At 65.0% G+C, this 22,164-nt stretch carries 24 protein-coding genes; 12 read left to right on the top strand and 12 right to left on the bottom strand.

What is annotated here, in order from left to right; all coding sequences use genetic code 11:
* Positions 1-10 precede the first annotated feature (10 nt).
* From AB4118_RS09595 to AB4118_RS09575, 5 genes are all read left to right on the top strand, one after another.
* Entirely contained in the window at positions 11-517 is a 507-nt protein-coding gene (locus AB4118_RS09595) for a type III secretion system chaperone family protein (protein ID WP_043232643.1), read from the top strand.
* A gap of 115 nt (positions 518-632) precedes the next feature.
* Complete coding sequence (gene proC, locus AB4118_RS09590) at positions 633-1,454, top strand: pyrroline-5-carboxylate reductase (protein WP_441489503.1); 822 nt, start codon at positions 633-635, stop codon at positions 1,452-1,454.
* A 143-nt stretch (positions 1,455-1,597) separates the two neighbouring features.
* Positions 1,598-2,269 (top strand): TetR/AcrR family transcriptional regulator, encoded by a 672-nt coding sequence (locus AB4118_RS09585; protein ID WP_441489502.1) that lies wholly within the window; start codon positions 1,598-1,600, stop codon positions 2,267-2,269.
* Between the two features lie 104 nt (positions 2,270-2,373).
* Positions 2,374-4,353 (top strand): methyl-accepting chemotaxis protein, encoded by a 1,980-nt coding sequence (locus AB4118_RS09580; protein WP_441489501.1) that lies wholly within the window; start codon positions 2,374-2,376, stop codon positions 4,351-4,353.
* Positions 4,350-4,709: a tRNA-binding protein gene (locus AB4118_RS09575; protein WP_441489500.1), complete on the top strand. Its 360-nt coding sequence runs from the start codon at positions 4,350-4,352 to the stop codon at positions 4,707-4,709. The genes AB4118_RS09580 and AB4118_RS09575 overlap by 4 nt, the downstream gene beginning before the upstream one ends.
* A gap of 7 nt (positions 4,710-4,716) precedes the next feature.
* Here the strand turns inward: AB4118_RS09575 and AB4118_RS09570 are convergent, their stop codons facing one another.
* Complete coding sequence (locus AB4118_RS09570) at positions 4,717-5,649, bottom strand: pyridoxamine 5'-phosphate oxidase family protein (RefSeq protein WP_441489499.1); 933 nt, start codon at positions 5,647-5,649, stop codon at positions 4,717-4,719.
* Between the two features lie 6 nt (positions 5,650-5,655).
* Positions 5,656-6,279, bottom strand: coding sequence for a glutathione S-transferase (locus tag AB4118_RS09565; RefSeq protein WP_441489498.1), 624 nt, complete (start codon positions 6,277-6,279; stop codon positions 5,656-5,658).
* 99 nt (positions 6,280-6,378) lie between these two features.
* On the opposite strand from AB4118_RS09565, the gene AB4118_RS09560 reads away from it, so the two are divergent.
* Positions 6,379-7,287 carry a LysR family transcriptional regulator gene (locus AB4118_RS09560; RefSeq protein ID WP_441489497.1) on the top strand — a complete coding sequence of 303 codons (909 nt, stop codon included), beginning with the start codon at positions 6,379-6,381 and terminating at the stop codon, positions 7,285-7,287.
* A gap of 73 nt (positions 7,288-7,360) precedes the next feature.
* Here the strand turns inward: AB4118_RS09560 and AB4118_RS09555 are convergent, their stop codons facing one another.
* The 3 genes from AB4118_RS09555 to AB4118_RS09545 all read right to left on the bottom strand — a co-directional run bounded on the left by AB4118_RS09555 (position 7,361) and on the right by AB4118_RS09545 (position 10,171).
* Positions 7,361-8,707 carry an ATP-binding protein gene (locus AB4118_RS09555; protein ID WP_441489652.1) on the bottom strand — a complete coding sequence of 449 codons (1,347 nt, stop codon included), beginning with the start codon at positions 8,705-8,707 and terminating at the stop codon, positions 7,361-7,363.
* A 106-nt stretch (positions 8,708-8,813) separates the two neighbouring features.
* Positions 8,814-9,542, bottom strand: a complete 729-nt coding sequence (locus tag AB4118_RS09550; RefSeq protein ID WP_069879638.1) for a response regulator — start codon at positions 9,540-9,542, stop codon at positions 8,814-8,816.
* A 110-nt stretch (positions 9,543-9,652) separates the two neighbouring features.
* Positions 9,653-10,171 carry a MarR family winged helix-turn-helix transcriptional regulator gene (locus AB4118_RS09545; RefSeq protein WP_441489496.1) on the bottom strand — a complete coding sequence of 173 codons (519 nt, stop codon included), beginning with the start codon at positions 10,169-10,171 and terminating at the stop codon, positions 9,653-9,655.
* 172 nt (positions 10,172-10,343) lie between these two features.
* On the opposite strand from AB4118_RS09545, the gene AB4118_RS09540 reads away from it, so the two are divergent.
* Positions 10,344-11,231, top strand: coding sequence for a branched-chain amino acid aminotransferase (locus AB4118_RS09540; protein WP_441489495.1), 888 nt, complete (start codon positions 10,344-10,346; stop codon positions 11,229-11,231).
* Positions 11,232-11,271: 40 nt separating this feature from the next.
* Here AB4118_RS09540 and AB4118_RS09535 read toward each other — a convergent pair whose 3' ends face one another.
* The 5 genes from AB4118_RS09535 to uvrC all read right to left on the bottom strand — a co-directional run bounded on the left by AB4118_RS09535 (position 11,272) and on the right by uvrC (position 15,817).
* Positions 11,272-12,360 carry a DUF1176 domain-containing protein gene (locus AB4118_RS09535; RefSeq protein WP_441489494.1) on the bottom strand — a complete coding sequence of 363 codons (1,089 nt, stop codon included), beginning with the start codon at positions 12,358-12,360 and terminating at the stop codon, positions 11,272-11,274.
* A 4-nt stretch (positions 12,361-12,364) separates the two neighbouring features.
* Positions 12,365-12,820: a molybdenum cofactor biosynthesis protein MoaE gene (locus AB4118_RS09530; RefSeq protein WP_441489493.1), complete on the bottom strand. Its 456-nt coding sequence runs from the start codon at positions 12,818-12,820 to the stop codon at positions 12,365-12,367.
* 19 nt (positions 12,821-12,839) lie between these two features.
* Positions 12,840-13,091: a molybdopterin converting factor subunit 1 gene (gene moaD / locus AB4118_RS09525; RefSeq protein ID WP_113512320.1), complete on the bottom strand. Its 252-nt coding sequence runs from the start codon at positions 13,089-13,091 to the stop codon at positions 12,840-12,842.
* 26 nt (positions 13,092-13,117) lie between these two features.
* Positions 13,118-13,729 carry a CDP-diacylglycerol--glycerol-3-phosphate 3-phosphatidyltransferase gene (pgsA, locus tag AB4118_RS09520; protein ID WP_043232683.1) on the bottom strand — a complete coding sequence of 204 codons (612 nt, stop codon included), beginning with the start codon at positions 13,727-13,729 and terminating at the stop codon, positions 13,118-13,120.
* A 66-nt stretch (positions 13,730-13,795) separates the two neighbouring features.
* The gene (uvrC, locus tag AB4118_RS09515; RefSeq protein WP_441489492.1) at positions 13,796-15,817 is read right to left on the bottom strand and encodes an excinuclease ABC subunit UvrC; all 2,022 of its coding nucleotides are present in this window, start codon (positions 15,815-15,817) and stop codon (positions 13,796-13,798) included.
* Positions 15,818-15,971: 154 nt separating this feature from the next.
* Between uvrC and AB4118_RS09510 the strand changes: the two genes are divergently transcribed.
* The 5 genes from AB4118_RS09510 to AB4118_RS09490 all read left to right on the top strand — a co-directional run bounded on the left by AB4118_RS09510 (position 15,972) and on the right by AB4118_RS09490 (position 20,279).
* Positions 15,972-16,988 (top strand): NADP-dependent oxidoreductase, encoded by a 1,017-nt coding sequence (locus AB4118_RS09510; protein ID WP_441489491.1) that lies wholly within the window; start codon positions 15,972-15,974, stop codon positions 16,986-16,988.
* Positions 16,989-17,176: 188 nt separating this feature from the next.
* A complete protein-coding gene (gene lgt / locus AB4118_RS09505; RefSeq protein WP_441489490.1) occupies positions 17,177-18,016 on the top strand; it encodes a prolipoprotein diacylglyceryl transferase in 840 nt (279 codons plus the stop codon).
* Positions 18,013-19,107, top strand: coding sequence for a class I SAM-dependent methyltransferase (locus tag AB4118_RS09500; RefSeq protein WP_441489489.1), 1,095 nt, complete (start codon positions 18,013-18,015; stop codon positions 19,105-19,107). Before lgt ends, AB4118_RS09500 begins: the two co-directional genes overlap by 4 nt.
* A gap of 20 nt (positions 19,108-19,127) precedes the next feature.
* Positions 19,128-19,901, top strand: coding sequence for a peptidoglycan editing factor PgeF (pgeF, locus tag AB4118_RS09495; protein WP_441489488.1), 774 nt, complete (start codon positions 19,128-19,130; stop codon positions 19,899-19,901).
* Positions 19,902-19,991: 90 nt separating this feature from the next.
* A complete protein-coding gene (locus AB4118_RS09490; protein ID WP_441489487.1) occupies positions 19,992-20,279 on the top strand; it encodes a hypothetical protein in 288 nt (95 codons plus the stop codon).
* Between the two features lie 109 nt (positions 20,280-20,388).
* Here AB4118_RS09490 and AB4118_RS09485 read toward each other — a convergent pair whose 3' ends face one another.
* Positions 20,389-21,135, bottom strand: coding sequence for an SDR family oxidoreductase (locus AB4118_RS09485; protein ID WP_441489486.1), 747 nt, complete (start codon positions 21,133-21,135; stop codon positions 20,389-20,391).
* Positions 21,128-21,916, bottom strand: coding sequence for a glycosyltransferase family 2 protein (locus tag AB4118_RS09480; protein WP_113512250.1), 789 nt, complete (start codon positions 21,914-21,916; stop codon positions 21,128-21,130). Before AB4118_RS09480 ends, AB4118_RS09485 begins: the two co-directional genes overlap by 8 nt.
* Positions 21,917-22,164: the final 248 nt, after the last annotated feature.

Raw genomic sequence — 22,164 nt, 5'->3', positions numbered from 1 at the left:
GACCCTGGGCATGATGGACCTTGACCTGGACGCAGAAGCCGAACGGCCTGCCAATCCTCTCGACCTGATCGAGCGCCTCGCCGCACTCAATAACTGGACGTTCGACCGCGACAGCGATGACGAGCTCTCCGTCTCCGTCACCGGAGGCTGGTCGGACTATCATGTCGCGATCACCTGGCTCTCCGAAGTGGAGGCGCTCCACATCGCCTGTGCCTTCGATCTCAAGGTGCCGGAGCGGCGGCGCGGCGAGGTGTTGCAACTTGTCAGCCTCGTCAACGAGCAGCTCTGGCTCGGCCATTTCGACCTCTGGAGCTCGGAGAACGTGGTGATGTACCGCCACGCGCTCCTGCTTTCGGGCGGTGCGGAGCCGACCGACGAGCAGGCCGCCGCCCTGATCAAATCGGCGATCGACGCCTGCGAGCGCTATTTCCAGGCCTTCCACTTCGTGGTCTGGGCCGGCAAGAGCGCGCGCGAGGGGCTCGAGGGGGCGATGCTCGAAACAGTCGGGGAAGCCTGAGACCCTGCTTTCGTCATGCCCGGGCTTGACCCGGACATCCGTTGCCGCTTCTGGTCGTGCGATGCCCGGTTCCGGGCTGCGCAAGACGTCACATATCGTTCCTCGTGAGGCCTCCATGTCCCGTTCCTTGCCGCAAACCCTTGTCCTCATTGGTGCGGGCAAGATGGGTGGCGCCATGCTCGAGGGCTGGCTGCGCATCGGCATGGATCCGACCGGAATCACGCTGATCGACCCCAAACCCTCGGACGAGATCGCGACGCTGGCGGCCGAGAAGGGCATCGCGCTCAATCCTGAGCCGCGCTCGGTGCCGCCGACCGAGGTTCTCGTGCTCGCGACCAAGCCGCAGATGCTCGATACGGCAGCGCCCTCGGTCCAGGCGTTCATCCAGCCGCAGACCCTGCTGATTTCCATTCTGGCCGGCAAGACACTCGGCGATCTCTCGGCGCGTCTGCCCAATGCCACGGCGATCATTCGCGCGATGCCGAACCTGCCGGCTTCCGTACAGCGCGGCGTCACTGCGGCTGCCGCCGGCAGGGGCGTCAGTGCTGATCAACGGGCGATGGCGGATGCGCTGCTCGGGAGCATCGGAAAGGTCGAATGGCTTGCAACCGAAGATCTGATCGACGCGGTCACAGCCGTTTCGGGCTCCGGTCCCGCCTATGTCTTCCATCTCGTCGAGTGCCTGGCGGCAGCTGGCGTCGCAGCGGGACTTCCGGCCGAGACGGCCGAGCGCCTGGCGCGGGGCACCATCGAAGGAGCAGGGGAGATGCTCTATCAATCGCCGCTGTCGCCGGCGACCTTGCGCCAGAACGTGACCTCGCCTGCCGGAACGACGGCGGCAGCACTCGAAGTGCTGATGGCCGATAACGGACTTGCGCCGCTGATGCGCCGCGCGGTGGCTGCCGCCAAACGTCGCGCCGAAGAGCTTTCCGGCTGAACGGCCTTTCCTCGGCCGTGATCCAGACCTACTTTCCGTCATCGCTTTGCGAATGGAGAGGTCCGATGGCCCGCAAACCCGCTTCCCCCAAAGCTGAAAAGCCTGCTGCAGGCGCGCCGCCCGCCGACTCGCGGAAGGCGGTGGTGGACGCGCTTTTCAATCTTGCGGCCGCGCGGCCGTGGGACGAGATCGAGCTTGGCGATATCGCTGGCGAGGCCGGCGTCGCGCTTGCGACATTGCGCAACCTGTTTCCGTCCAAGCTCGCCATTCTCGGCGGGCTGACCCGTATCGTCGACGATGCGGTGCTCGCCGGCCAGTCCGATGACCTCGCAGACGAATCCTACCGCGAGCGGACGTTCGACCTGGTCATGCGCCGCCTCGATGCTCTTGCCCCTTACAAGGCCGGCCTGCGGCGCGTGATGCCGGCGCTGCGGCGCGATCCCCTGGCACTCGCGGCTCTCAATCGCGGTGCGGTCAATTCCTGGCGCTACATGCTCGCCTCGGCGGGGATACCGACGGAGGACGCGCTGGGAGGGGTGCGCGTGCAGGGCGCGGTGCTGCTGATGGCACGTGTCGCCGATGTCTGGCTCGACGATGACGAGCCCGAACTCTCCCGGACGATGGCCCGTCTCGATCGCGAACTGAAGACTGCGAGCTGGGTGATGTCGCGGGCCGAGGATATCCATCGGCTCACGGCTCCGTTGCGCGGACTCGCCCGTGCCTTCTGCGGAGCCCGTCCGCGGGTTCGCCGCCGGGAGCGTGGCGAGGATGGCCGCCGGGGCGAGGATAACGAGGATTTCGCTCCCGCCATCTAGCATCGCCGCGCGCCAGCAAAATGAGGCGAAAACGGGGCAGAATTAACAAGGCCTTAGTTGTTGCCCGGGGAGTGTGAAGAATCACACCTCGCGAGGCTCACTCGATGCCGTTTCTGAAGAAGCTTGCTGCCTTGTCCATCGGCCGTTCGTTCGGTCTCATCGCCATTCTCGCGGCCGTCCTCGCCATCGGTGGGGTGAGCTTCACGCTCGTCCAGGCCCGCAGCGAGATGATCGCCCTCAAGCGCGCCGAGATGAAGAACGCCGTCGAGGCGGCTGCATCGACGGTCAACAGCTTTCTGGCGCGGGCTGATAAGGGTGAGCTGAAGGAACCCGAGGCGAAGAAGATGGCGCTCGATGCCATTTCCGCAGCGCGCTTCGACAACGGAAACTACTATTTCGTCGTCAATTTCGACGGCATCAGCGTTCTGCATGCCAACAAGAAGATCGAGACGACGGACATGATGCCGTTGAAGGATGCGACCGGAAAGTTCTTCGTCAAGGAGATGGTCGAACTCGCCAAGGCAAAGGGCACCGGATTTCTCGACTATTTCTGGCTGAGGACGAGCGACAAGGAGCCTTCTCTCAAGATTTCCTATGTCGTCTCCGTGCCGAAATGGAACTGGGTCGTCGGTTCCGGGCTGCATGTCGACGATGTCGACGCGGCCTTCCGTGGCATGATGCTCGATGTGGCCAAGGTCCTGGTTCCGCTTGGCCTGCTCATGCTTGGTCTGGTCGTGTTCCTGAGCCGCCGCTCGTCGAGCATGCTGACCTCGCTTGCGGACACGATGAACGAACTTGCGACCGGCAATCTGCAAAACCCGATCGCGCATCAGGAGCGTGGCGACGAGATCGGCAGCATGGCGCGTGCTCTCGTCGTCTTCCGCGATGCGGCTCTGGCGAAGGAGGAGATCGAGGCCGACAAGCAGCGCGTCGAGGCGCAGGCGAGCGCGCATCGCGATGCCGCCGACCTGGATCGTCGCCGCAACGAAACCGAGCGGGCCCAGAGTTCCGCCCAGCAGGAAACGGTTGTCCGTGCGCTCGGGGCGGGTCTTGAACATCTCGCCGAGGGGGACCTGACCTACCGGATCGCGGATGTCTTTGCCGCCGACTACGTCAAGCTCAAGGACGACTTCAATGGCGCGATCGCCCGGCTGCAGGAGACGATGCGCCAGATTGCGACCAACACCGAAAGCATGAAGGCAGGCTCGGGCGAGATCAGCCAGGCGGCCGATGACCTCGCCAGCCGGACCGAGCAGCAGGCCTCATCGGTGGAGGAGACGGCAACCGCGCTCGACGAACTCACCGCCACCGTACGGCAGACCGCCGAAAGTGCGCGCCTCGCAAGCCAGGCGACCACTCAGGTCAAGACGGAGGCCGAGCAGTCGACCCAGATCGTGCGCGACGCAGTGTCGGCCATGGGCGGCATCGAGAAGTCTGCGGACGAGATCTCGCAGATCGTGGGTGTCATCGACGAGATTGCCTTCCAGACCAATCTGCTGGCACTGAATGCCAGCGTCGAGGCGGCGCGCGCGGGCGATGCCGGCAAGGGTTTCGCCGTCGTCGCGTCCGAGGTCCGGGCACTGGCGCAGCGTTCTGCCGAAGCGGCCAAGGAGATCAAGGGACTGATCACCGCTTCGACCGTCGAGGTCGACAAGGGCGTCGCACTGGTCGGCCAGACCGGCAATGCCCTGCAGCGGATGGCCGGCGAGATCACCCGCGTCACCGCGCTGGTTGCCGAGATTGCGTCGGCAGCCCAGGAGCAGGCTGCTGGACTCCAGGAGGTCAACAGCGCCGTCAACGAGATGGACCAGGCGACGCAGCAGAATGCCGCCATGGCGGAAGAGTCGACGGCCGCGGCGCATGCGCTGTCGCAGGAGGCTGATCGCCTCGCGGCTCAGGTCGCGCGCTTCAGGCTTGGCGGCGACGTTGCCGGCTTGCAGTATATGGCACGCAAGATGGCGAGCGTCGTCCCTCCCGCTCCTCGCGCAGCCGCCCCGAGCCGCAAGCCTGCCGCCCAGCACAGGGCGGCGCCCGTCCGCAAACTCGAGTCGAGCGCACATGATCGCGCCTGGGAGAAATTTTGAGTACGACGTCCGAACCGCCGGAGACGATCAGCTTCGACGATTTCCTCAAGGTCGACATTCGTGTCGGCACCATCGTCGAGGCACTGCCCTATCCCGAGGCACGCAAGCCGGCGTTCAAGCTGGTGATCGATTTCGGCGGTGAGATTGGTCTCAAGAAATCGTCGGCGCAGATCACCACGCACTATCGCTGCGAGGATCTTCCGGGCCGGCAGGTCCTCGCGGTGGTCAATTTCCCGCCGCGCCAGATCGGAAAATTCATGTCAGAGGTCCTGACGCTCGGCATGCCTGACCGTAACGGCGAGGTGGTGCTGATTGGGCCCAGCCTCGCTGTCCCTAATGGTGGCCGGCTCTTCTGACGAGGGCTCAGGCAGCGGAACGGTCTCGCTGCCACGTCCCGGTTTCCAGTGTGGTCGGCGCCGGTTCGGCTGCCGACCAGTTGAAGGGCAGTGCGCGCTTGCGCCGCCAGGCGCGTGCGATGCGAAAGCGCCAGAGCCGCTGCGAGCCGCTTAAGGTTCCGAGCTCCGGGCCGCTCCAGACGATCTCCGTTTCGCCCTGAAGCTGAATGATGTCGCCCATCGCGAAGTCGGGAATGAGCAGCGCGGCGCGCGGCTCCAGCAGCAGATTGCCGAGTGTGTTGAAGTAGCTGTTGCCGGTGAAATCCGGGATCGTCAGGACGTCGCCGTCGATCCGGACAAAGCCCGGCCGGCCGCCGCGATGCGAGATGTCGACACCCGCGGCTGATCCGCCCTGCGGCCCGGACGAACTGGCGATGAACAGGGTATCCACGGCTCCGATCACGGTCCGGGCAGCCGCGTCCAATCGGTTCAGTGGCTCCGCCACCTCCGGCGAGCGGGCAATAGCTGTCGGGACGCGGGTCTGGATGTACTTCGCACAGTTCCCGAAGCTCTGTGAGACCTCGACCGAGAGACCGTCTGGATCACGTGCGGCAATGATACCGTTGGCGCGGTTACGTCGCCTCGTCGTGAAGTCGAGGCCAAGCAGGCCGACGGGACGGTCCGTTTCCAGCGCTTCGGCGGCCGGATCGGCTGCCGAGGGCAGCGCAGCGATGCGCAGGCGGGTTGGTGCGGGGCTTTGCACGAAGCCGGCTTCTCCGCTCAGCACGGTTGCGATCGGCCAGCCATCGCGACCGAGCCCGCCGATGAAGAGATAGGGCAGGAGCGGGAAGAAGGTCCTGTGCTGATCCGGCATGAGGCTGCGGATGCCGGCTCCGCGCGAGAACAGGCCCGCGCGGGCCTGTGCATCGAGCTCACCTCGATGGAAGGGGGAATCGTCCATGGCGCATCATCCCTTGGCGGGAAGCGGGGAGGGCGGAATCGGCTTGAAGAAGGGCAGAGCCTCGATCCGCGCGGTCCAGGCTCTCACTGCCGGGTAGGGCTTGAGCGAGATGCCGCCTTCCGGAGCGTGCGCCACATAGGAATAGCAGGCAAGGTCGGCCAGCGTCGGCTGCTCCGCCGCGAGGAAGGCGCGCTCCGCCAGGTGACTTTCCATGAAGGTGAGCAGCCGCGAGGAGATCCGCTCGGCGCGGGCGGCATCGTCCTTCAGTCCAAACTGGGTGATCAACCGCGCAGTCGAGGGACCGTGCATGACCTCTCCGGCTGCGATCGAGAGCCAGCGCTGGACCTGGGCCGCGGCGAGCGGCTCGCTTGGCAGCCAGGCGCTGTCCGGAGCGTAGCGCTTCACCAGATAGACCATGATCGCGTTGCTGTCAGCCAGTACCAGCGCCCCGTCCTGAAGCACCGGGATCTGGCCGAGCGGATTGAGCGCGAGAAAGGCTTCACTCCTGCGCACATCAGCCGGAGCCGAAGCAAAGCGATAATCGAGTCCGAGTGCCAGCAGCAGCAGCTCGACGCGATGGCCATGGCCAGAGAGCGGCGTGCTGTGAAGGGTGATGCCGGTTTGTGACATGGGGTGACCTCACGAGATGAGGTCACAGTCTGTTTGTTTCAGTTACCGAGCGAAACACGCTATTCTTGAAAGTCAGAATTCCATAGATAGGAACATTGATTGGACCGCCTCGACGAATTGGCGATCTTCGTCGCCATCCTTGATACCGGCAGCCTCGCGGGTGCGGGCCGGCAGCTGCGCCGTTCGCGCCCGGCGGTGACGCGGGCTCTTGCCGGGCTCGAGGAACGCGTCGGCGCACGCTTGATTGCCCGTACCACGCGCCAACTCACTCCGACGGATGCCGGGCGTGCGCTCGCGACCTCCGCGAGACGGATGCTGGCCGACTACGAGTCGTCGATGTCGGGTGTCGCCGCGGCCCCGGTTCGTGGCCTGCTGCGGGTCACTGCCCCGCTGGCCTTCGGCCGGCGCCATGTCACGCCCTTGGTGACGGAGTTCCTGGACCTGCATCCCGAGGTACAGGTCGAACTCGTTCTGGCCGACCGCAATCTCGACATGATCGATGAAGGGCTCGACGTCGCAATCCGGATCGGTCCATTGCCGGATTCGCGGCTGGTCATACGCAAAGTCGGCGAGGTCAGACGCCTCCTGGTCGCGGCTCCATCCTATCTCGCAAGCCGTGGCATGCCGTCGCGCCCCTCGGACCTGCTGCAGCATGACACCATTGCCAGCGTGGCAGCAGGGCAGGGCATGCTCTGGCGTTTTGGCGGATCGGCGCGCGGGTCGAGCGTTGCCGTCGCGCCCCGGTTCATCGTCAACGAGATTGAATCGGGCCTGATTGCGGCCCGCGCCGGTCGCGGGCTGGCACGGCCGCTGTCCTACCAGGTGGCAGACGACATTGCCGCGGGAACATTGGTGCGGCTGCTGCGCGATTTCGAGCCGGCACCGCTGCCTGTGCACCTCGTTGTTCCGAGCGGGCAGCATCTGGCAGCGAAGGTAAGGGCCTTCCTTGATCAGGCGGCCGCGTATTTCCAGCGCCTCGGCGCGATCCGGCCCGAAGGCGTGTCGTGAGGTCCAGCGTAGCCCGCGATGGCCGAGACGACAGCGCTCCCCCGCGAGTCCGCGGGGCGTGATGTCGCGCAGATCAGACCGGAAGTCGGACGGTGGCGCGCAGGCCGCCCAGCGGCGAGTCCGCCAGGATGATGTCGCCGCCATGGGCCCGGGCGATGTCTCGGGCAATGGCAAGGCCGAGCCCCGTGCCGCCACTGTCGACATTGCGGGCCTCATCCAGCCGGAAGAACGGACGAAAAACATCCTCCCGCAAGCCGGCGGGGATGCCTGGGCCGTCATCGTCGATCATCACGATCAGGTAGCGGGCGTCGTGGGTAGCACGAATGGCGATGCGATCGCCGAAGCGCGCTGCGTTGGAGACGAGATTCGTCAGCAGGCGGCGGATCGCGTCCGGTCGAATCACGACCAGCGGGTCGCCGACGACTTCGAGCTCGGTCTGATGGCCTTGCCGTTCGGCATTGACCTTCAGATCTTCCAGAAGGGCGCGGATATCGGTCTCGACCGCAGCCTCGCCGACGTCGCCGCGGGCGAAGGCGAGATAGTCCTCGAGCATACGGCTCATCTCGTCGACATCCTTCTCCAGCGCGTCGATCTCCGAGGAGCGTTCGAGAAGTGCGAGTGAAAGCTTGAAGCGAGTCAGGATCGTGCGCAGGTCGTGGCTGACGCCGTTGAGCATGGTCGTGCGCTCGCCGACCGAGCGTTCCACGCGGCGCTTCATTTCTATGAAGGCGTTGCCGGCACGCCGGACCTCGCGCGCGCCGCGCGGCCGGAAATCGGAGTCGCGTCCCTTGCCAAATGCCTCCGCAGCGTCGGCCAGGCGCAGGATCGGCCTGATCTGGTTACGCAGGAACAGCACGGCGATGGTCAGCAGGATCAGCGATGTGCCGATCATCCAGATCAGGAAGATATGGCTGTTCGAGGCATAGGCCTGACTGCGCCGCGTCAGTACCCGCATCACGTTCGGCCCGAGCTTCACCCTGATCTCGATCAGGCTGGAGCGGCCGACCGTATCGAGCCAGAAGGGCCGTGCGACCTGCTGGCTCAGTTCCGTCGAGAGCGCACTGTCGAGCAGCGAGAAGAACGGGCGGGGGCCCGGTGGCGGCAGATCGGCGTCCGGGATGATGTCGACATCCAGGCCGAGGCGCTCCAGTGCGATGCGACTGAGCACGCTTGCCTGCGCATCCTGCGGATAGCTCTCATAGACGTCGATCAGCGCCGCGATGTCGGCAGAGACGGCCGAGGACAGGCGTTGCGTCACCGTCTGCCAGTGCCGCTCCATGAAGACATAGGCGATGACCGACTGCAGCAGCACGACCGGCGCAATGACGATGACGAGGGCGCGCGGATAGAGGCCCTTCGGCATGTAACGGCCGATCATCCGCAGCGGCCGGCCGCCGAGCTTGAGCACGGGCCTGAGCATGCGTGCGAGCCCGACCCGCACATGTCCCATCGCGGTCCCGACCCGCCGAAGGCCGAGGCCGACTGCCTGAGCCAAGCGCATGCCACGCGCGCCGACTTGCATCGATTCAGCCCCGATCCGTGACCAGCCGGTAGCCGACACCCCGAACGGTCTGGAGATAGAGCGGGTCTGCCGGGTCGCGCTCGATCTTGCGGCGCAGCCGGTTGATCTGGACGTCGATGGTGCGATCATTGGCCGCCGAGCCCTGCGCCGCGAGCTGTTCGCGCGGGACATGCTCACCCGCACGCTCGGCCAGGGCCGTCAGGATCTCGCGCTCGCGCTCGGTGAGCCGGATCGTTTCCTCGCCATGGCGCAATTCGCCGCGGGCGAGACCATAGATGAAGGGGCCGAAGCGGACGAAATCAGGATGGCTGCCCGATTGCGGGGCATCCACGACGATGGTTCGCTTGAGGATGTTGCCAAGTCTCAGGATGAGCTCGCGCGGCTCGAAAGGCTTGGTGAGATAGTCATCGACGCCGATTTCCAGCCCATTGATGCGGTCGGCGCTGTCGGCGCGCGCGGTCAGCATCAGGATCGGGGCGTTGGAGCCGCCGCGGAAACGACGGGCAAAGTCGAAGCCGTTCTCGCCGGGCATCATGATGTCGAGCACGATGGCGTCGAAGACGAGATGGGCAAGGCGCGAATCGGCCTCGGCCGCATTGGCGGCCGTGGTGACACGGTAGCCGTGATCGCCGAGAAAGCGCGCCAGCAGGTCGCGCAGGCGGCGGTCGTCATCGACCACGAGGATATGCGGGGCCTCGTCGGGGACCGGCTTCAGGGCCTTGGCTGCGGTCATCGGGCTTGGTCCTCTTCGTAGCCGGAGCGCGATCCCCGCCGCCGGGAGACCAGGATCCCCCGGTTTGGCGACGGTGCCATGTCCGGCTTGGATGCTCTTCGCCGCGCAGCTCACACCGGCGTAGCGAGAAAGCCCAGTACCTTCTTGCGTTCGGCGGGATCGATCAACCCCGCGAGATAGCGCGCCACCTGCTCGCCTGCCTCGGGGCCGACGGCGCTGAGCGCCGCATTGATCCGTTTGCCCTGGAGACGCGCCAGCCTCACGGCCAGCTCCTTGCCGGTCTCCGTCGGATAGAGGTTGCGCTGGCGCTTGTCCTGCGTGCCCATGCGGGACTCGACGAAGCCGGTCTCGACAAGCTCCTTCAGCACGCGGTTGAGGCTCTGCTTGGTGATCTGCAGGATGTCGAGCAGTTCGGCGATCGTCAGGCCCGGGCGCCTCTGCACGAAATGCAGCACGCGGTGATGCGCCCGGCCGAAGTCGTAATCCGCCAGGATGCGGTCGGGGTCGCTGACGAAATCGCGATAGGCGAAGAAGAAGAGCTCGATCAGGTCGTAGGGTACGTCCTCGGCGGGCGCGGGCCGGGGCGCATCGGTCGATCGGACTTGCGTGTCAGTCACGAGGCGCTCCATATTTTACGTCAGCCATGTTGACATATCTCAGACGGAAGATTACCGGTCAAGCATCCGGGGCGACTGATTATGTCGCTTTCGGTTGCTGCAGCGCAGTAATTGTTCAGTGATTGCGCGCCCTACGCCCTTGTGGCCCAGTTCGGCGCATGAAGACTCGCAGAGGAGTTGCCCCATGTCTGTCATTCCTTTCGACCAGCGCGACGGCGTGATCTGGTTCGACGGCAAGCTCGTGCCGTGGAAGGACGCCAAGGTGCACGTACTGACCCACGGGTTGCATTACGGCTCCTGTGTCTTCGAGGGCGAACGCTCCTATGACGGCGTCATCTACAAGTGCACCGAGCATTCGCAGCGCTTCCACAAGTCGGCCGAGATCATGGATTTCGCGATCCCCTATTCGGTCGCCGAGATCGACGCAGCCAAATATCTCTGCCTCAAGGAGAACGGCCTCAAGGATGCCTATCTCCGCCCGGTCGCCTGGCGCGGCTCGGAGATGATGGCTGTGTCCGGCATGAACAACAGCATCCATACCGCGATCGCGGTCTGGGAGTGGCCGAGCATGTTCGACATGGCCCAGAAACTGAAGGGCGTGCGTCTCGACGTTGCCGATTATCGCCGTCCCGACCCGGCCTGCGCGCCGGTCCATGCCAAGGCTGCCGGACTCTACATGATCTGCTCGCTCTCCAAGCACAAGGCGGAGCGGGCCGGCTATGCCGACGCGATGATGCTCGACTGGGAAGGCAATGTCGCCGAATGCACCGGCGCCAATATCTTCTTCATAAGGGATGGCGTGGTTCACACCCCGATCGCCGACAGGTTCCTGAATGGCATTACCCGCCAGTCCGTGATCGATCTGTGCCGGGCACGCGGTTTCGAAGTGGTCGAGCGGCGCATCCGCCCGGAGGAGCTCGAGGGCTTCTCGGAATGCTTTATCACCGGCTCGGCCGCCGAGGTGACGCTGGTCTCCGAAATCGGGCCCTACAAGTTCATCACCGGCAATATGGGCAAGGTGATCATGGAAGATTATTCCGCTGCGGTGAGGCCAGCCTCCAAGGCAGCGTGAGCGATCGAACAAAGGCCCGGTCGAGAGACCGGGCCTTTTGCTATTTGGCGAGCTTCACGTCGCTTCGATAGAGCGTCGGCCAGTCCTCCGGATCCACGCCGCGGCATTCCGGCATCTCGCTCAAGGCGGTCAGAACGAAGCCCGAGCCGGTCCAGGCATAGTTGCCGGCACTGCCGCAATCCCCGATGCCGCGCGCCTTGCCGAAGAAGCCGACCTGTCCGGTCGCTGGGTCGAAGCTGGCATTGATCAGGAGATTGTCGCTGTTGGCGCCGGGTTGAGGGAACATGACCTTCCTGGCCTTCGCGACATCACTGCCGGTCACGCTCCAGAAGCCGGTCGTGACATTGTAGGCGCCGCGCGAGCAGAGCAGGCCAACCAGCTTCGTGGAGGCGTCAAGCGACCAGACGCTGTCGGAATCCGAGTCCGCGTCGCCGCCGTCGTCGCAAAGGTCGGGGTCGTGTTGCTTGAGGTGCTTGCGCAGCGCAACCACCATGGCCTTCGTCGCCTTGGCGTCGGGCGCAGGAAACCCGGCAGTCGCCCGCGCGTCGATCACAGGCAGGGCCGGCGCCGCAGGCACGGTCGTGGCCGGGCCCTTGCGGATCAGTGCACTCGGGCCGCCAAGCCTGCCCTGTTGTTCGTCGATCCAGAGCATGGCGGCGACCGAACCCGCGAGCGAGATGTCGTAGGTCTTGCCGGCAAGTTTGGCCGTCAGCCGGGTCGCCTTTCGCGCTGCGGCGATGAGGGCCTCGGTATCGGCGTCGGACAGCAGAAGGGTTGCGCTGTCCTCACCGTCGCGACGGGCGGGCAGGCTCTTGCCTGCGGCGGGGAAGGGGGCGCCATCCAGAAGCAATTGTACGGAGAGCGGCGCCTTGAGCTGCTCGCCTCTGAGACGCAGGGAGAATGAGGCTGCACCGGCCGGTCCGGCCGAGCGCTCGAGCTTCAGGAAGCCGATATCGCTCGCTGCTTCCGCGGGCAGCGACAAGGCCGTGCAGCCCTTGAGATTGTCGCATCCGGCGATCCAGTCACGGAAGGTCTTGATGCCGGTTTCGGCGGCTTGGGCGTGGCCCAGGCCGAGCAGAGTGGCTACGCCGACTGCGGAGATCAGCGGGCTCTTCTGTTGGCCAGACATTCATTCAGTTCCAGCGTGCTGCGGCGGTATCATCGTCGGCCTTGGCTTCGACCCATCCGCCGATGGTGCCGTCGCTCAGGTGCTCGCGCTTCCAGAAGGGAGCCCGGGTCTTGAGATAGTCCATCAGGAATTCGGCTGCCTCGAAGGCGGCGCGGCGATGGCGTGATGCGGCGACCACCAGCACGATCTGTCCGCCCGGCCTGATCAGCCCGTAACGATGGATGGCGACCAGACCATTGAGCGGCCAGCGCTCGACTGCCTCCGCTGCCACGCGCCCGATCTCGGCCTCGGCCATGCCGGGATAATGCTCGAGCTCGAGCGCTGCCAGTTGGCCACCTTCATCGCGACAAAGCCCGGCGAAGGTGACGACGGCGCCGATATCGGTCCGGTCGCGGGTCAGCGCCGCGACCTCGGCGTTGAGGTCGAAATCCTCGCGCTGGATGCGGACGACCGGAGTCATGGCGTGGGCCCGGCTTGCCTCAGCCGCCCGTCATCGGCGGGAAGAAGGCGATCTCCCTGGCGCCTGCGAGGGAGGCTTCCGGCTTGACATGGACATGGTCGATGGCGGCGCGCACGATCGCGGCATTCTCGAAGGCCATCTCGTAGCCTTCGTCGCGCCCTCTCAGCCAATCCACCAAGTCAGCCACGGTCCGTGCCTCGTGGGGCACCTCCACGGTTTCTTCCGCAACGCCGATGCGTTCGCGGACCCAGGCGAAATAGACGAGCTTCAGGGTTCGGGTCTCGGCCAGACTGTCGATCATGATGCGCGCTCATCCTCATCCACCAGATGGCGGATTCCGGAGTTAAGATAATCCCACCCGGTATAGATGGTCAGGATTGCCGCCAGCCACAGCATGACGATGCCGATCTGCGTATTATACGGCAGAACCTTGTCGCCGGCGGGGCCGGCAACGAGGAAGCCGAGCGCCAGGAGTTGCGCCGTAGTCTTCCATTTCGCCACCTTGCTGACGGGAACGCTGACCTGCAGCTCGGCCAGGAACTCGCGCAAGCCCGATACCAGGATCTCGCGGCAGAGGATGACGATGGCCGCCCAGAGCGACCAGCCATAGATCGTGCCGTCTGCGACAAGCATCAGCAGCAGGGCACAGACCAGAAGCTTGTCGGCGATCGGATCGAGCATCCGGCCGATCGCCGAATGCTGGCTCCACGCCCGGGCGATCCACCCGTCGAGATAATCCGTCACAGCCGCCGCGACATAGATCGCCAACGCGATCCAGCGCATCCAGTCGTCGCGCGGCCAGAATAGCAGCGCCACCAGCGCCGGAATCGCTGCGATCCGGCCGTAGGTCAGCAAATTTGGCAGGGACCAAGGGCCCCGCCGCCTGATGGCATCTGGAAGAATCGTCACGGGAAACACCAAAGCAGCGCGCTTGTGACAGCGTCAACACGCAATCCCGCGAGGCGTGTACGAGCCCTACGCATCGTGAAAGAAATCGTGCACCGCCTTGGCGGTGGCGGCATTGACGCCGGGCGTGCGCATGAGGTCGTCGAGCTTGGCGCGCTGGATCGCCTTGACCGTGCCGAAATGCAGCAGAAGCGCCCGCTTTCGCGAAGGGCCAATGCCCGCAATCTCGTCGAGCGGGTTCTTGGTGATGTCGCGCTTGCGTCTGGCGCGATGCGTGCCGATGGCGAAACGATGCGCCTCGTCGCGCAGGCGCTGGATGAAATAGAGGCCGGGGTCGCGCGGTGGCAGCTTGAACGGCTCCTTGCCGGCCATGAAGAACGTCTCGCGCATGGCGTTGCGGTCGGCGCCCTTGGCGATGGCGACGAGCGGAATATCGGTGACTCCGCATTCGGCCATGATCAGGCGCGCGGCCTCGAACTGGCCCTTGCCACCATCGACGATGACGAGATCGGGGCGCGAGGGAAAGGCGGTTTCGTCCTGAGCCTCGGGGGGCGGGGCAGGAGATTCGGCCGCTGCGAGATCTACGGCGTCGCCGCCCTCCGCTGCCACGCTCTCCTTCGCCAATCGCGAGAACCGCCGCTTCAGCACCTCCCGCATCATGCCGAAATCGTCGCCGGCAATGGTGTCGGAGGAGATGTTGAAGGTGCGGTAATGGCTCTTCATGAAACCGTCCGGGCCGGCGACGATCATGCCGCCGACCGCATTCGTCCCCATGATGTGGGAGTTGTCGTAGACTTCGACGCGGCGCGGCGGCCTTGGCAGCCCGAAGGCTTCGCCGAGCGCGACAAGCAGACTCTGCTGCCCGGCATTGTCGGCGAGCTTGCGGGAGAGTGCCTCATGCGCGTTCTTCCGGGCGTGGGCGACGAGATCGAATTTCTCGCCACGCTTGGGCGCCGCGATCTCGACCTTGCGGCCGGCGCGAGCCGAGAGCGCTTCGCCGATCAGTTCGATCTCCTCGACCTCATGCGAGAGCAGCACGAGGCGTGGGGGCGGCTTGTCGTCGTAGAACTGGGTGACGACGGAGGCCAGGACTTCGGCGGGCGTGAGGCTTTTGTCGGCGCGGGGGAAAAGCGCCCGATTGCCCCAGTTCTGGTGGTTGCGGAAGAAGAAGATCTCGACGCAGAAATGCCCGGCCTGCTCATCGATGGCGAAGACATCCGCCTCCTCGACGCCCTGGGTGTTGATGTCCTGGCCGGCCTGGACCGCAGAGAGCGCCGCCAGCCGGTCGCGGTAGCGCGCCGCCTGCTCGAATTCGAGAGCCTCCGCCGCCGCCTGCATCCGCTCCGACAGCGTCCGCTTCACGGTCGAGGAGCGGCCTGACAGGAAATCGCGCGCCTGATCAGCCAGTGCCTGGTAATCGGCATGCGAGATTTCGCCCGTGCAAGGCGCGGCACAGCGCTTGATCTGGAAGAGCAGGCAGGGCCGCGTGCGGTTCTCGTAATAGCTGTCGGAGCAGGAGCGCAGCAGGAACGCCCTCTGCAGTGCGTCGATGGTGCGCTTCACCGCCTGGACCGATGCGAACGGCCCAAAATAATCGCCCTTGCGTTGGCGCGAGCCGCGATGCTTGGCGATCTGCGGGGCAGGGTGGTCGCCCGTCAGCAGGATATAGGGAAAGGATTTGTCGTCGCGAAGCAGGACATTGTAGCGCGGCCTGAGCTGCTTGATCAGGTTGGATTCGAGCAGCAGCGCCTCGGTTTCCGTCCCCGTGGTGACGAATTCCATGTTCGCCGTCTCGGAGATCATCCGGGCGACGGCGTTGGTATGGGCAAGCCCGCGCGCATAGGCCGTGACGCGATTCTTCAGGCTCTTGGCCTTGCCGACATAGAGCACCTCGCCGGCCCGATCGAACATACGGTAGACGCCGGGCTTGTTCGGCAGGTGCTTGGCGAAGCCGGCGATGACCTCGATGCCGTGCTTCAGTTCGGAGGGCGCGGTCTCGCCGGCATCGACGGTTGCGTCGGGGAGCGGGAGGCCATCCTCCTCGTCCTCGATCTCGTCTTCCGGCAAGTCGTCGGTGCGCTGGCGATTCATGAGCCCGATGTAAGATGCCCGAGGCGTTTCGTCATGTCAGGAGCGTGCGCCGCCCTGTGGCAAAATGCACGGGTGAGGTGGTGCTCCCGGAGCAACGTTGCTCCCATATGAATTGACCAATCCAAACGACGCGCTCGAGGGAGGACGGAACCCCATGCCCCAACAGGATAATCTCAGGATCGTTCTGGCCGCTCGCCCGGTCGGCCGGCCCCGCCCCAGCGATTTCAGGCTCGAGCACGCTGCGGTTCCGGAGGCTTCCGACGGCCAGGTGGTTGTGCGCATCCTCTATCTCTCGCTCGACCCCTATATGCGGGGGCGGATGAGCGATGAGAAATCCTATTCCGCTCCGGTGGCGATCGGTCAGGTGATGGAAGGCGGCACAGTTGCGGAGGTTCTGGAGAGCCGCCACCCCGACTTCAGGCCAGGCGATATCGTGCTTTCGCATTCCGGCTGGCAGTCCTACGCGGTGGCCGACGGGGGCCAACTGCGCAAGATCGATCCGGCCGCCGCGCCAATCACGACCGCGCTGGGCGTGCTCGGGATGCCAGGCTTCACCGCTTATGCCGGCCTGTTGACGATCGGCCAACCCAAGGCGGGGGAGACCGTGGTCGTGGCAGCCGCCAGCGGGCCTGTGGGATCGGCGGTGGGGCAGATCGCGCGGATCAAGGGCGCGCGCGCCGTCGGGATCGCGGGTGGCGAGACGAAATGCGCCTTCATCCGCGAGACCTTCGGATTCGATGCCGTCGTCGATCACAGCGCTCCCGATTTCGCCGACCAACTGGCGGCGGCCTGTCCGAATGGCATCGACGTCTATTTTGAGAATGTCGGCGGCAAGGTCTGGGACGCGGTGTTTCCGCTGCTGAACGGCTTTGCCCGGATTCCGGTCTGCGGGCTGATTGCGCAGTATAACAGCACGGGCGATTTCGAGGGCCCGGACCGGCTGCCCATCGTCATGCGCCAGGTCCTGACCAAGAGTCTGACGATCCGTGGTTTCATCCAGCGTGAGTTCGTCGCGCAGCGCCCGGCCTTCGAACGGGAGGCGTCCGGCTGGATCGCCGGAGGCGCCTTGAAATACAAGGAGGACATCGTGGAGGGCCTCGCCCAGGCGCCTGAGGCGTTCATCGGCCTGCTCGACGGGAAGAATTTCGGCAAGCTCATCATCAAGGTCTGAGCAGGGCAGGCGGGGTGCATACCGGCGCCCTTTTTGCTTGACCACTTCGCCTCCAGCCGGCCATGTCGCGGCAGGTTTTCCTTCGCGCAGTCCTCCCGAGCGTCCCTTCGGTCGCCCGGGATGACGTGTGATGGGCGGTGCGCAACCGCCTGAGCGAGACTGCGACTTCCGCCACCGGACCTTTGCCCATGCCCGTATTCGCCATCCCCTTCCCGGTGATCGACCCGGTCGCGCTGCAACTCGGACCGCTTTCGGTCAAATGGTATGGCCTCGCCTATGTCGTGGGGCTGATCGGGGGCTGGTGGTATGCACGCCGGTTGGTCTCGTCTCCTGCGCTGTGGGGGAGCTCGAAGCATCCCGCGGCAGAAGAGCTCGACGACATGCTGCTCTGGGTCGCGCTTGGCGTGGTGCTCGGCGGGCGCATCGGCTTCGTGCTGTTCTACGACCTTGAGCGCTATCTCGCCCGGCCGCAGGACATCATCGCGATCTGGCAGGGTGGTATGTCGTTCCATGGTGGGTTGCTGGGGGCGGCGACGGCGCTGTTCCTGTTTGCGCGCCGGCGCGGGCACCCGGCGCTGAGCGTCTTCGATCTCGCCGCCGCCGTCGTTCCGATCGGGCTCTTCCTTGGGCGCATCGCCAATTTCATCAATGCCGAGCTCTGGGGCCGGCCGGCACCGGGATTGCCCTTCGCCATGGTCTTTCCCAATGCCGGGCCGTTGCCGCGCCATCCGAGCCAGCTCTATGAGGCGCTGGGGGAGGGGATCCTGCTCTTCATCCTGCTCGCGCTCGTCGTCCGGGCTGGCGGCTTCAAGCGACCCGGCCTCGTCGCGGGTGTCTTCGGCATGGGTTATGCGGTCGCGCGCATCGTCTGCGAACTTTTCCGCGAGCCCGATCCGCAGCTCGGCTTCCTGTTCGGCGGAAGTGTCGATGCGCTGAGCGGGGGAATCACCATGGGCATGCTGTTGTCCGTGCCGCTCTTCTTCGCCGGGCTCTATCTGGCGCTGCGTGCCAGACGGGCTGGCGCTTGAATGCGCTCAAGGCGGAGATCATCCGCCTGATCCAGGACGAGGGCCCGCTCAGCGTCTCGCGCTATATGGCGCTCTGCCTCGGCCATCCCCGTCACGGCTACTACATGACCCGCGACCCTTTCGGTGCCGAGGGAGACTTCACGACGGCGCCCGAGATCAGCCAGATGTTCGGGGAACTGATCGGGCTGTGGGCCGGCGCGGTCTGGCGGATGATGGGCGAGCCTGCAAGCTTGCGCCTCGTCGAGCTTGGACCGGGCCGCGGCACGTTGATGGCCGATGTGTTGCGGGCCGCGCGGATCGTTCCGGGGTTCCGAGAGGCGGTTTCCGTGCATCTCGTCGAGATGAGCCCCGTGCTGCGGCAAGCCCAGGCTCGGACCTTGGCCTCCGCAACCGAGCCGGTCTGGCACGACAGCATCGGGACTGCGCTGAAGGGGCCGACGATCCTGCTCGCCAACGAGTTCCTCGACGCGCTGCCGCTCGATCAATTCGTGCGCGTCGGAGATGGCTGGCGCGAACGTTTGGTCGGAATCAATGCCGCACGCGAGCTGGCATTCGGGCTCGCCCATGCGCCAGAGCGTGCACTTGGGATTGCCGCCCCGGAGGGAAGCATCTTCGAACAGCCGACCGCAGCGCTTGATGTCGTGACGACGGTGGGCGGCCATCTCGCCGAGCAAGGCGGCGCTGCGCTGTTCATCGACTACGGTTCCGGGCGTTCAGGCTTCGGAGATACGCTTCAGGCGGTCCATCGGCATCGAATGGTTGATCCGCTTGCCGATACCGGTGAGGCCGACCTCACGGTTCATGTCGATTTCGAACGGATGGCGCAGGCTGCGTGGCGGGCCGGGGCTGCGGCGCATGGACCGGCGACGCAGCGCGATTTCCTGCTGGCGCTCGGGCTGGCGGAACGTGCGCAGGCGCTCTGCGGCAGAGCACGGCCGGAGCAGGCGGAGGCGATCCAGGCGGCTTTCGCACGGCTCACCGCCATTGGCGCGACCGAGATGGGTGAATTGTTCAAGGTTCTGGCATTATCGGATTCACGACTGCCGCTGCTGCCCGGATTTGACCTTCATCAGATGCCAGAGCAGGGCTGACGCCTGAGCCGGAACCCGCCATGTTCATCACTTCGCCCGATCTTTCCGCCGAACACGGCATTGCGCATGCCTTCTTCACCCGCGAGGGCGGTGTATCCTCGGGCATCTACGCCTCGCTCAATGGCGGCCTCGGCTCGGACGACGACAAGGCGCATGTTACCGAGAACCGGGCGCGGATGGCGGCTCACCTCGAGGTCGAGCCCACGCATCTCGTCAGTGTGCACCAGGTCCATTCCGCGGATGCAGCGCTCGTCACCGGCCCGTGGCTCGGGGAGAAGCCGAAGGCCGATGCCATGGTGACCACGGCTCACGGCGTGGCGCTCGGCGTTTCCACCGCTGATTGTGGACCCATCCTCTTCGCCGATAGCGAGGCGGGCGTCATCGGCGCCGCCCATTCCGGCTGGAAGGGGGCATTCACGGGGATTGTCGGCGTGACTGTGACCGCGATGGAAAAGCTCGGCGCGCGTCGCGAACGCATCCTGGCGGTGCTTGGGCCAACGATCAGCGCCAAGGCTTATGAGGTTGGGCCGGAATTCATCGAGCGCTTCAAGTCGGAGAATGCGACCTATGCGCGCTTCTTCCACGCCTCGGAGCATCCTGCGCGCGCCATGTTCGATCTGCCTGCCTTCATCGCTTTCAAGGCCCAGGAGGCCGGCATCGGCCGCTTCATCGACCTCGGCCTGTGCACCTATGGCGATGAACAGCGCTTCTTCAGCTATCGCCGCACGACGCATCGGCAGGAGCCGGATTACGGCCGGCTGATCTCGGCGATCACGTTGACGCGACCGAAATAGGCCGGCTTTCGGCCGGTTCAATCTCAGGTTGCTTCGAGAAACGGGCGGAGTCATCCTCCCAAGGCCATGCATCATGGCTTTGGGGGTCTCATGGAACAGCTTCTGATCAGCCTCGTCGCAGGCGCGCTGGGTGGCAATGCTGCGGGTAAAGCCTCGTCCAGCTTCGATCTCGGAACTCTCGGAAACACCATCGCCGGTCTGGTCGGCGGCGGCGTTCTTGGCCAGTTGGTACCCATCGTGTTGCCAGCCATCACGGCGGCGGCGGCGGGCGGCAATCTCAGTGTCGGCGGTATCCTGTCAAACCTGATCGCTGGCGGCGCTGGCGGCGCGATTCTGACCGCCATCATCGGCGCGATCAAGAACAAGGCCGCAGCCTGAGCGTTACAGTGGCGACGTCGCGCGCCTCGCGCGGCGTCGCCATCCTGCGTGACTGACGAGCCCGGCTGCCTGTCGGCTCAACGTCTTGCAGATGACGTGGAGTGGGGCGTCAGGTCACGATATCAGGGGTTCGCCAGGCCAGGTGCTGGCCGTTGTCGACGGCGATCATTTGCCCCGTGACCGATCGGGCGCGGGCGAGATAGAGCACCGCCCCGGCGATATCCGCCGCGTCGACCTTCCTTTGCAGCAGCGATCCCGCGGCCTCGCGTGCGAGCAAGGCCTCGCCGTCCTGCGGATTCGGAAAGGTCGGCCCTGGCCCGACGGCGTTCACGCGAATCCGCGGCGCGAGTGCCTGCGCCATCGTGGTCGTTGCCGTGAGAAGCGCCGATTTGGTCAAGGTATAGGAGTAATACTCCGGGGTCGGCTTCCAGACCCGCTGATCGATAATGTTGACGATGCAGCCTTCTCGATCCGCGGGAAGATGATTGGCCATCGCGCCGGAGAGCACAGAGGGCGCGCGCAGATTGGTCGAGAACTGCCGGTTCCAGGTCGGCACATCGATCGTGCGGATGTCATCGACCAGAAAACTCGAGGCGCTGTTGACCAGAAGGGTCACCGGCCCAAGCGCTGCTTCGGCGGCCGGAATGATGGTGTCGACCGCCGCGGGATCGGCCAGGTCGGCAGCGACGGTGATCGCCTTGCCGCCCCGACCGCGCACGTCCGCTGCGAGCGCTTCGGCCTCGACGTGCGATGTGCGGTAGTGGATCGCAACCGCGTAGCCCGCATCCGCAAGGTGCTCGACGATGGCGCGTCCAATCCGGCGTGCTCCACCGGTGACGAGCGCAACCTCAGCCATTGCGTGCATCTTTATCGGAGTGACGCTTGAGGCGCCGTTCCCAATGTTTGGCTGCGCGCAAATAGCGGTAGAAGGCGTAGTTCATCGCGGTCATGAAGCCATAGACGCCGCGCAGGGCGTGACGCCGGCCAATATAGGCCTTGACGAAATTGGCCGGGAACTCGGCGACCAGCCGAAATACCGAAAGGGTTTCGCCGCGCTTGTCGAGATCGTCGGCCTGTGCGTCGCTGTAGTTATTCAATTTCGCCATCTGCTCGCCGAGCGAACGCACGGAGTAATGATGCACCGTGCCCTTCAGCCTGCCGATGCGGGCATCCGGAGAGAGATCGACACGGTCGTGAACCGGCGAAGGCGAGTAGCGTCCCTTGTCCTTCCGGTAGAGCCGAACCGGCGACAAGGCATAGGTGAAACGATGCGGCGCGCGCTCGCCAGGGAATATCTCGGCGATGCGCGTCCTGTAGGCATCCGCAGGCGGATCGCCATGAGCGAAGAGCGCCGCTATCTCGACGGCCATCTCCCTGGGCACGACTTCGTCGGCATCCAGGTTGAGGAGCCAGTTATAGCGGCACTGGTCTTCCCCGAAGCGCTTTTGCTGACCGTAACCCGGCCACGCATTGAAGATCACGCGGGCACCGCATTGCTCGGCGATTGTCTGCGTGCCATCGGTCGAGCCTGAATCGATCACGACGATGTCATCGCTCAGCTCTCGCACGGCGGCGATGGTGCGGCCGATTCTGTCGGCTTCATCCCGAGCAATAATGAATATAGAAAGCGGCGGCACCGGCCTGGTCCATTCCGTGGAGTGTGCTGCAAGGCTTAAGCACGCGAGCCCGGAACGAGCAAGCGAAGGACCGTGACAGATTGTGGCCGCATTTTGTCTGGAACCTTAGGATATGTCGCGCGTTCCCTGCTTGCTTCCACTATATGGTCAACGCGTTGTTAGTATTCGGTTTACCATTCACAGTGGCTTAATAATAATTAACGCGTGTTGAACAATTGGTCTTAGTCATCCCCATTCGTGCCGCATTT

It is taken from the genome of Allobosea sp. 2RAB26 (assembly GCF_052115465.1).
Taxonomy (GTDB): domain Bacteria; phylum Pseudomonadota; class Alphaproteobacteria; order Rhizobiales; family Beijerinckiaceae; genus Allobosea.
Note: the sequence above shows the minus strand (reverse complement) of the source record. Positions and strands in the feature narration are given on the sequence as shown.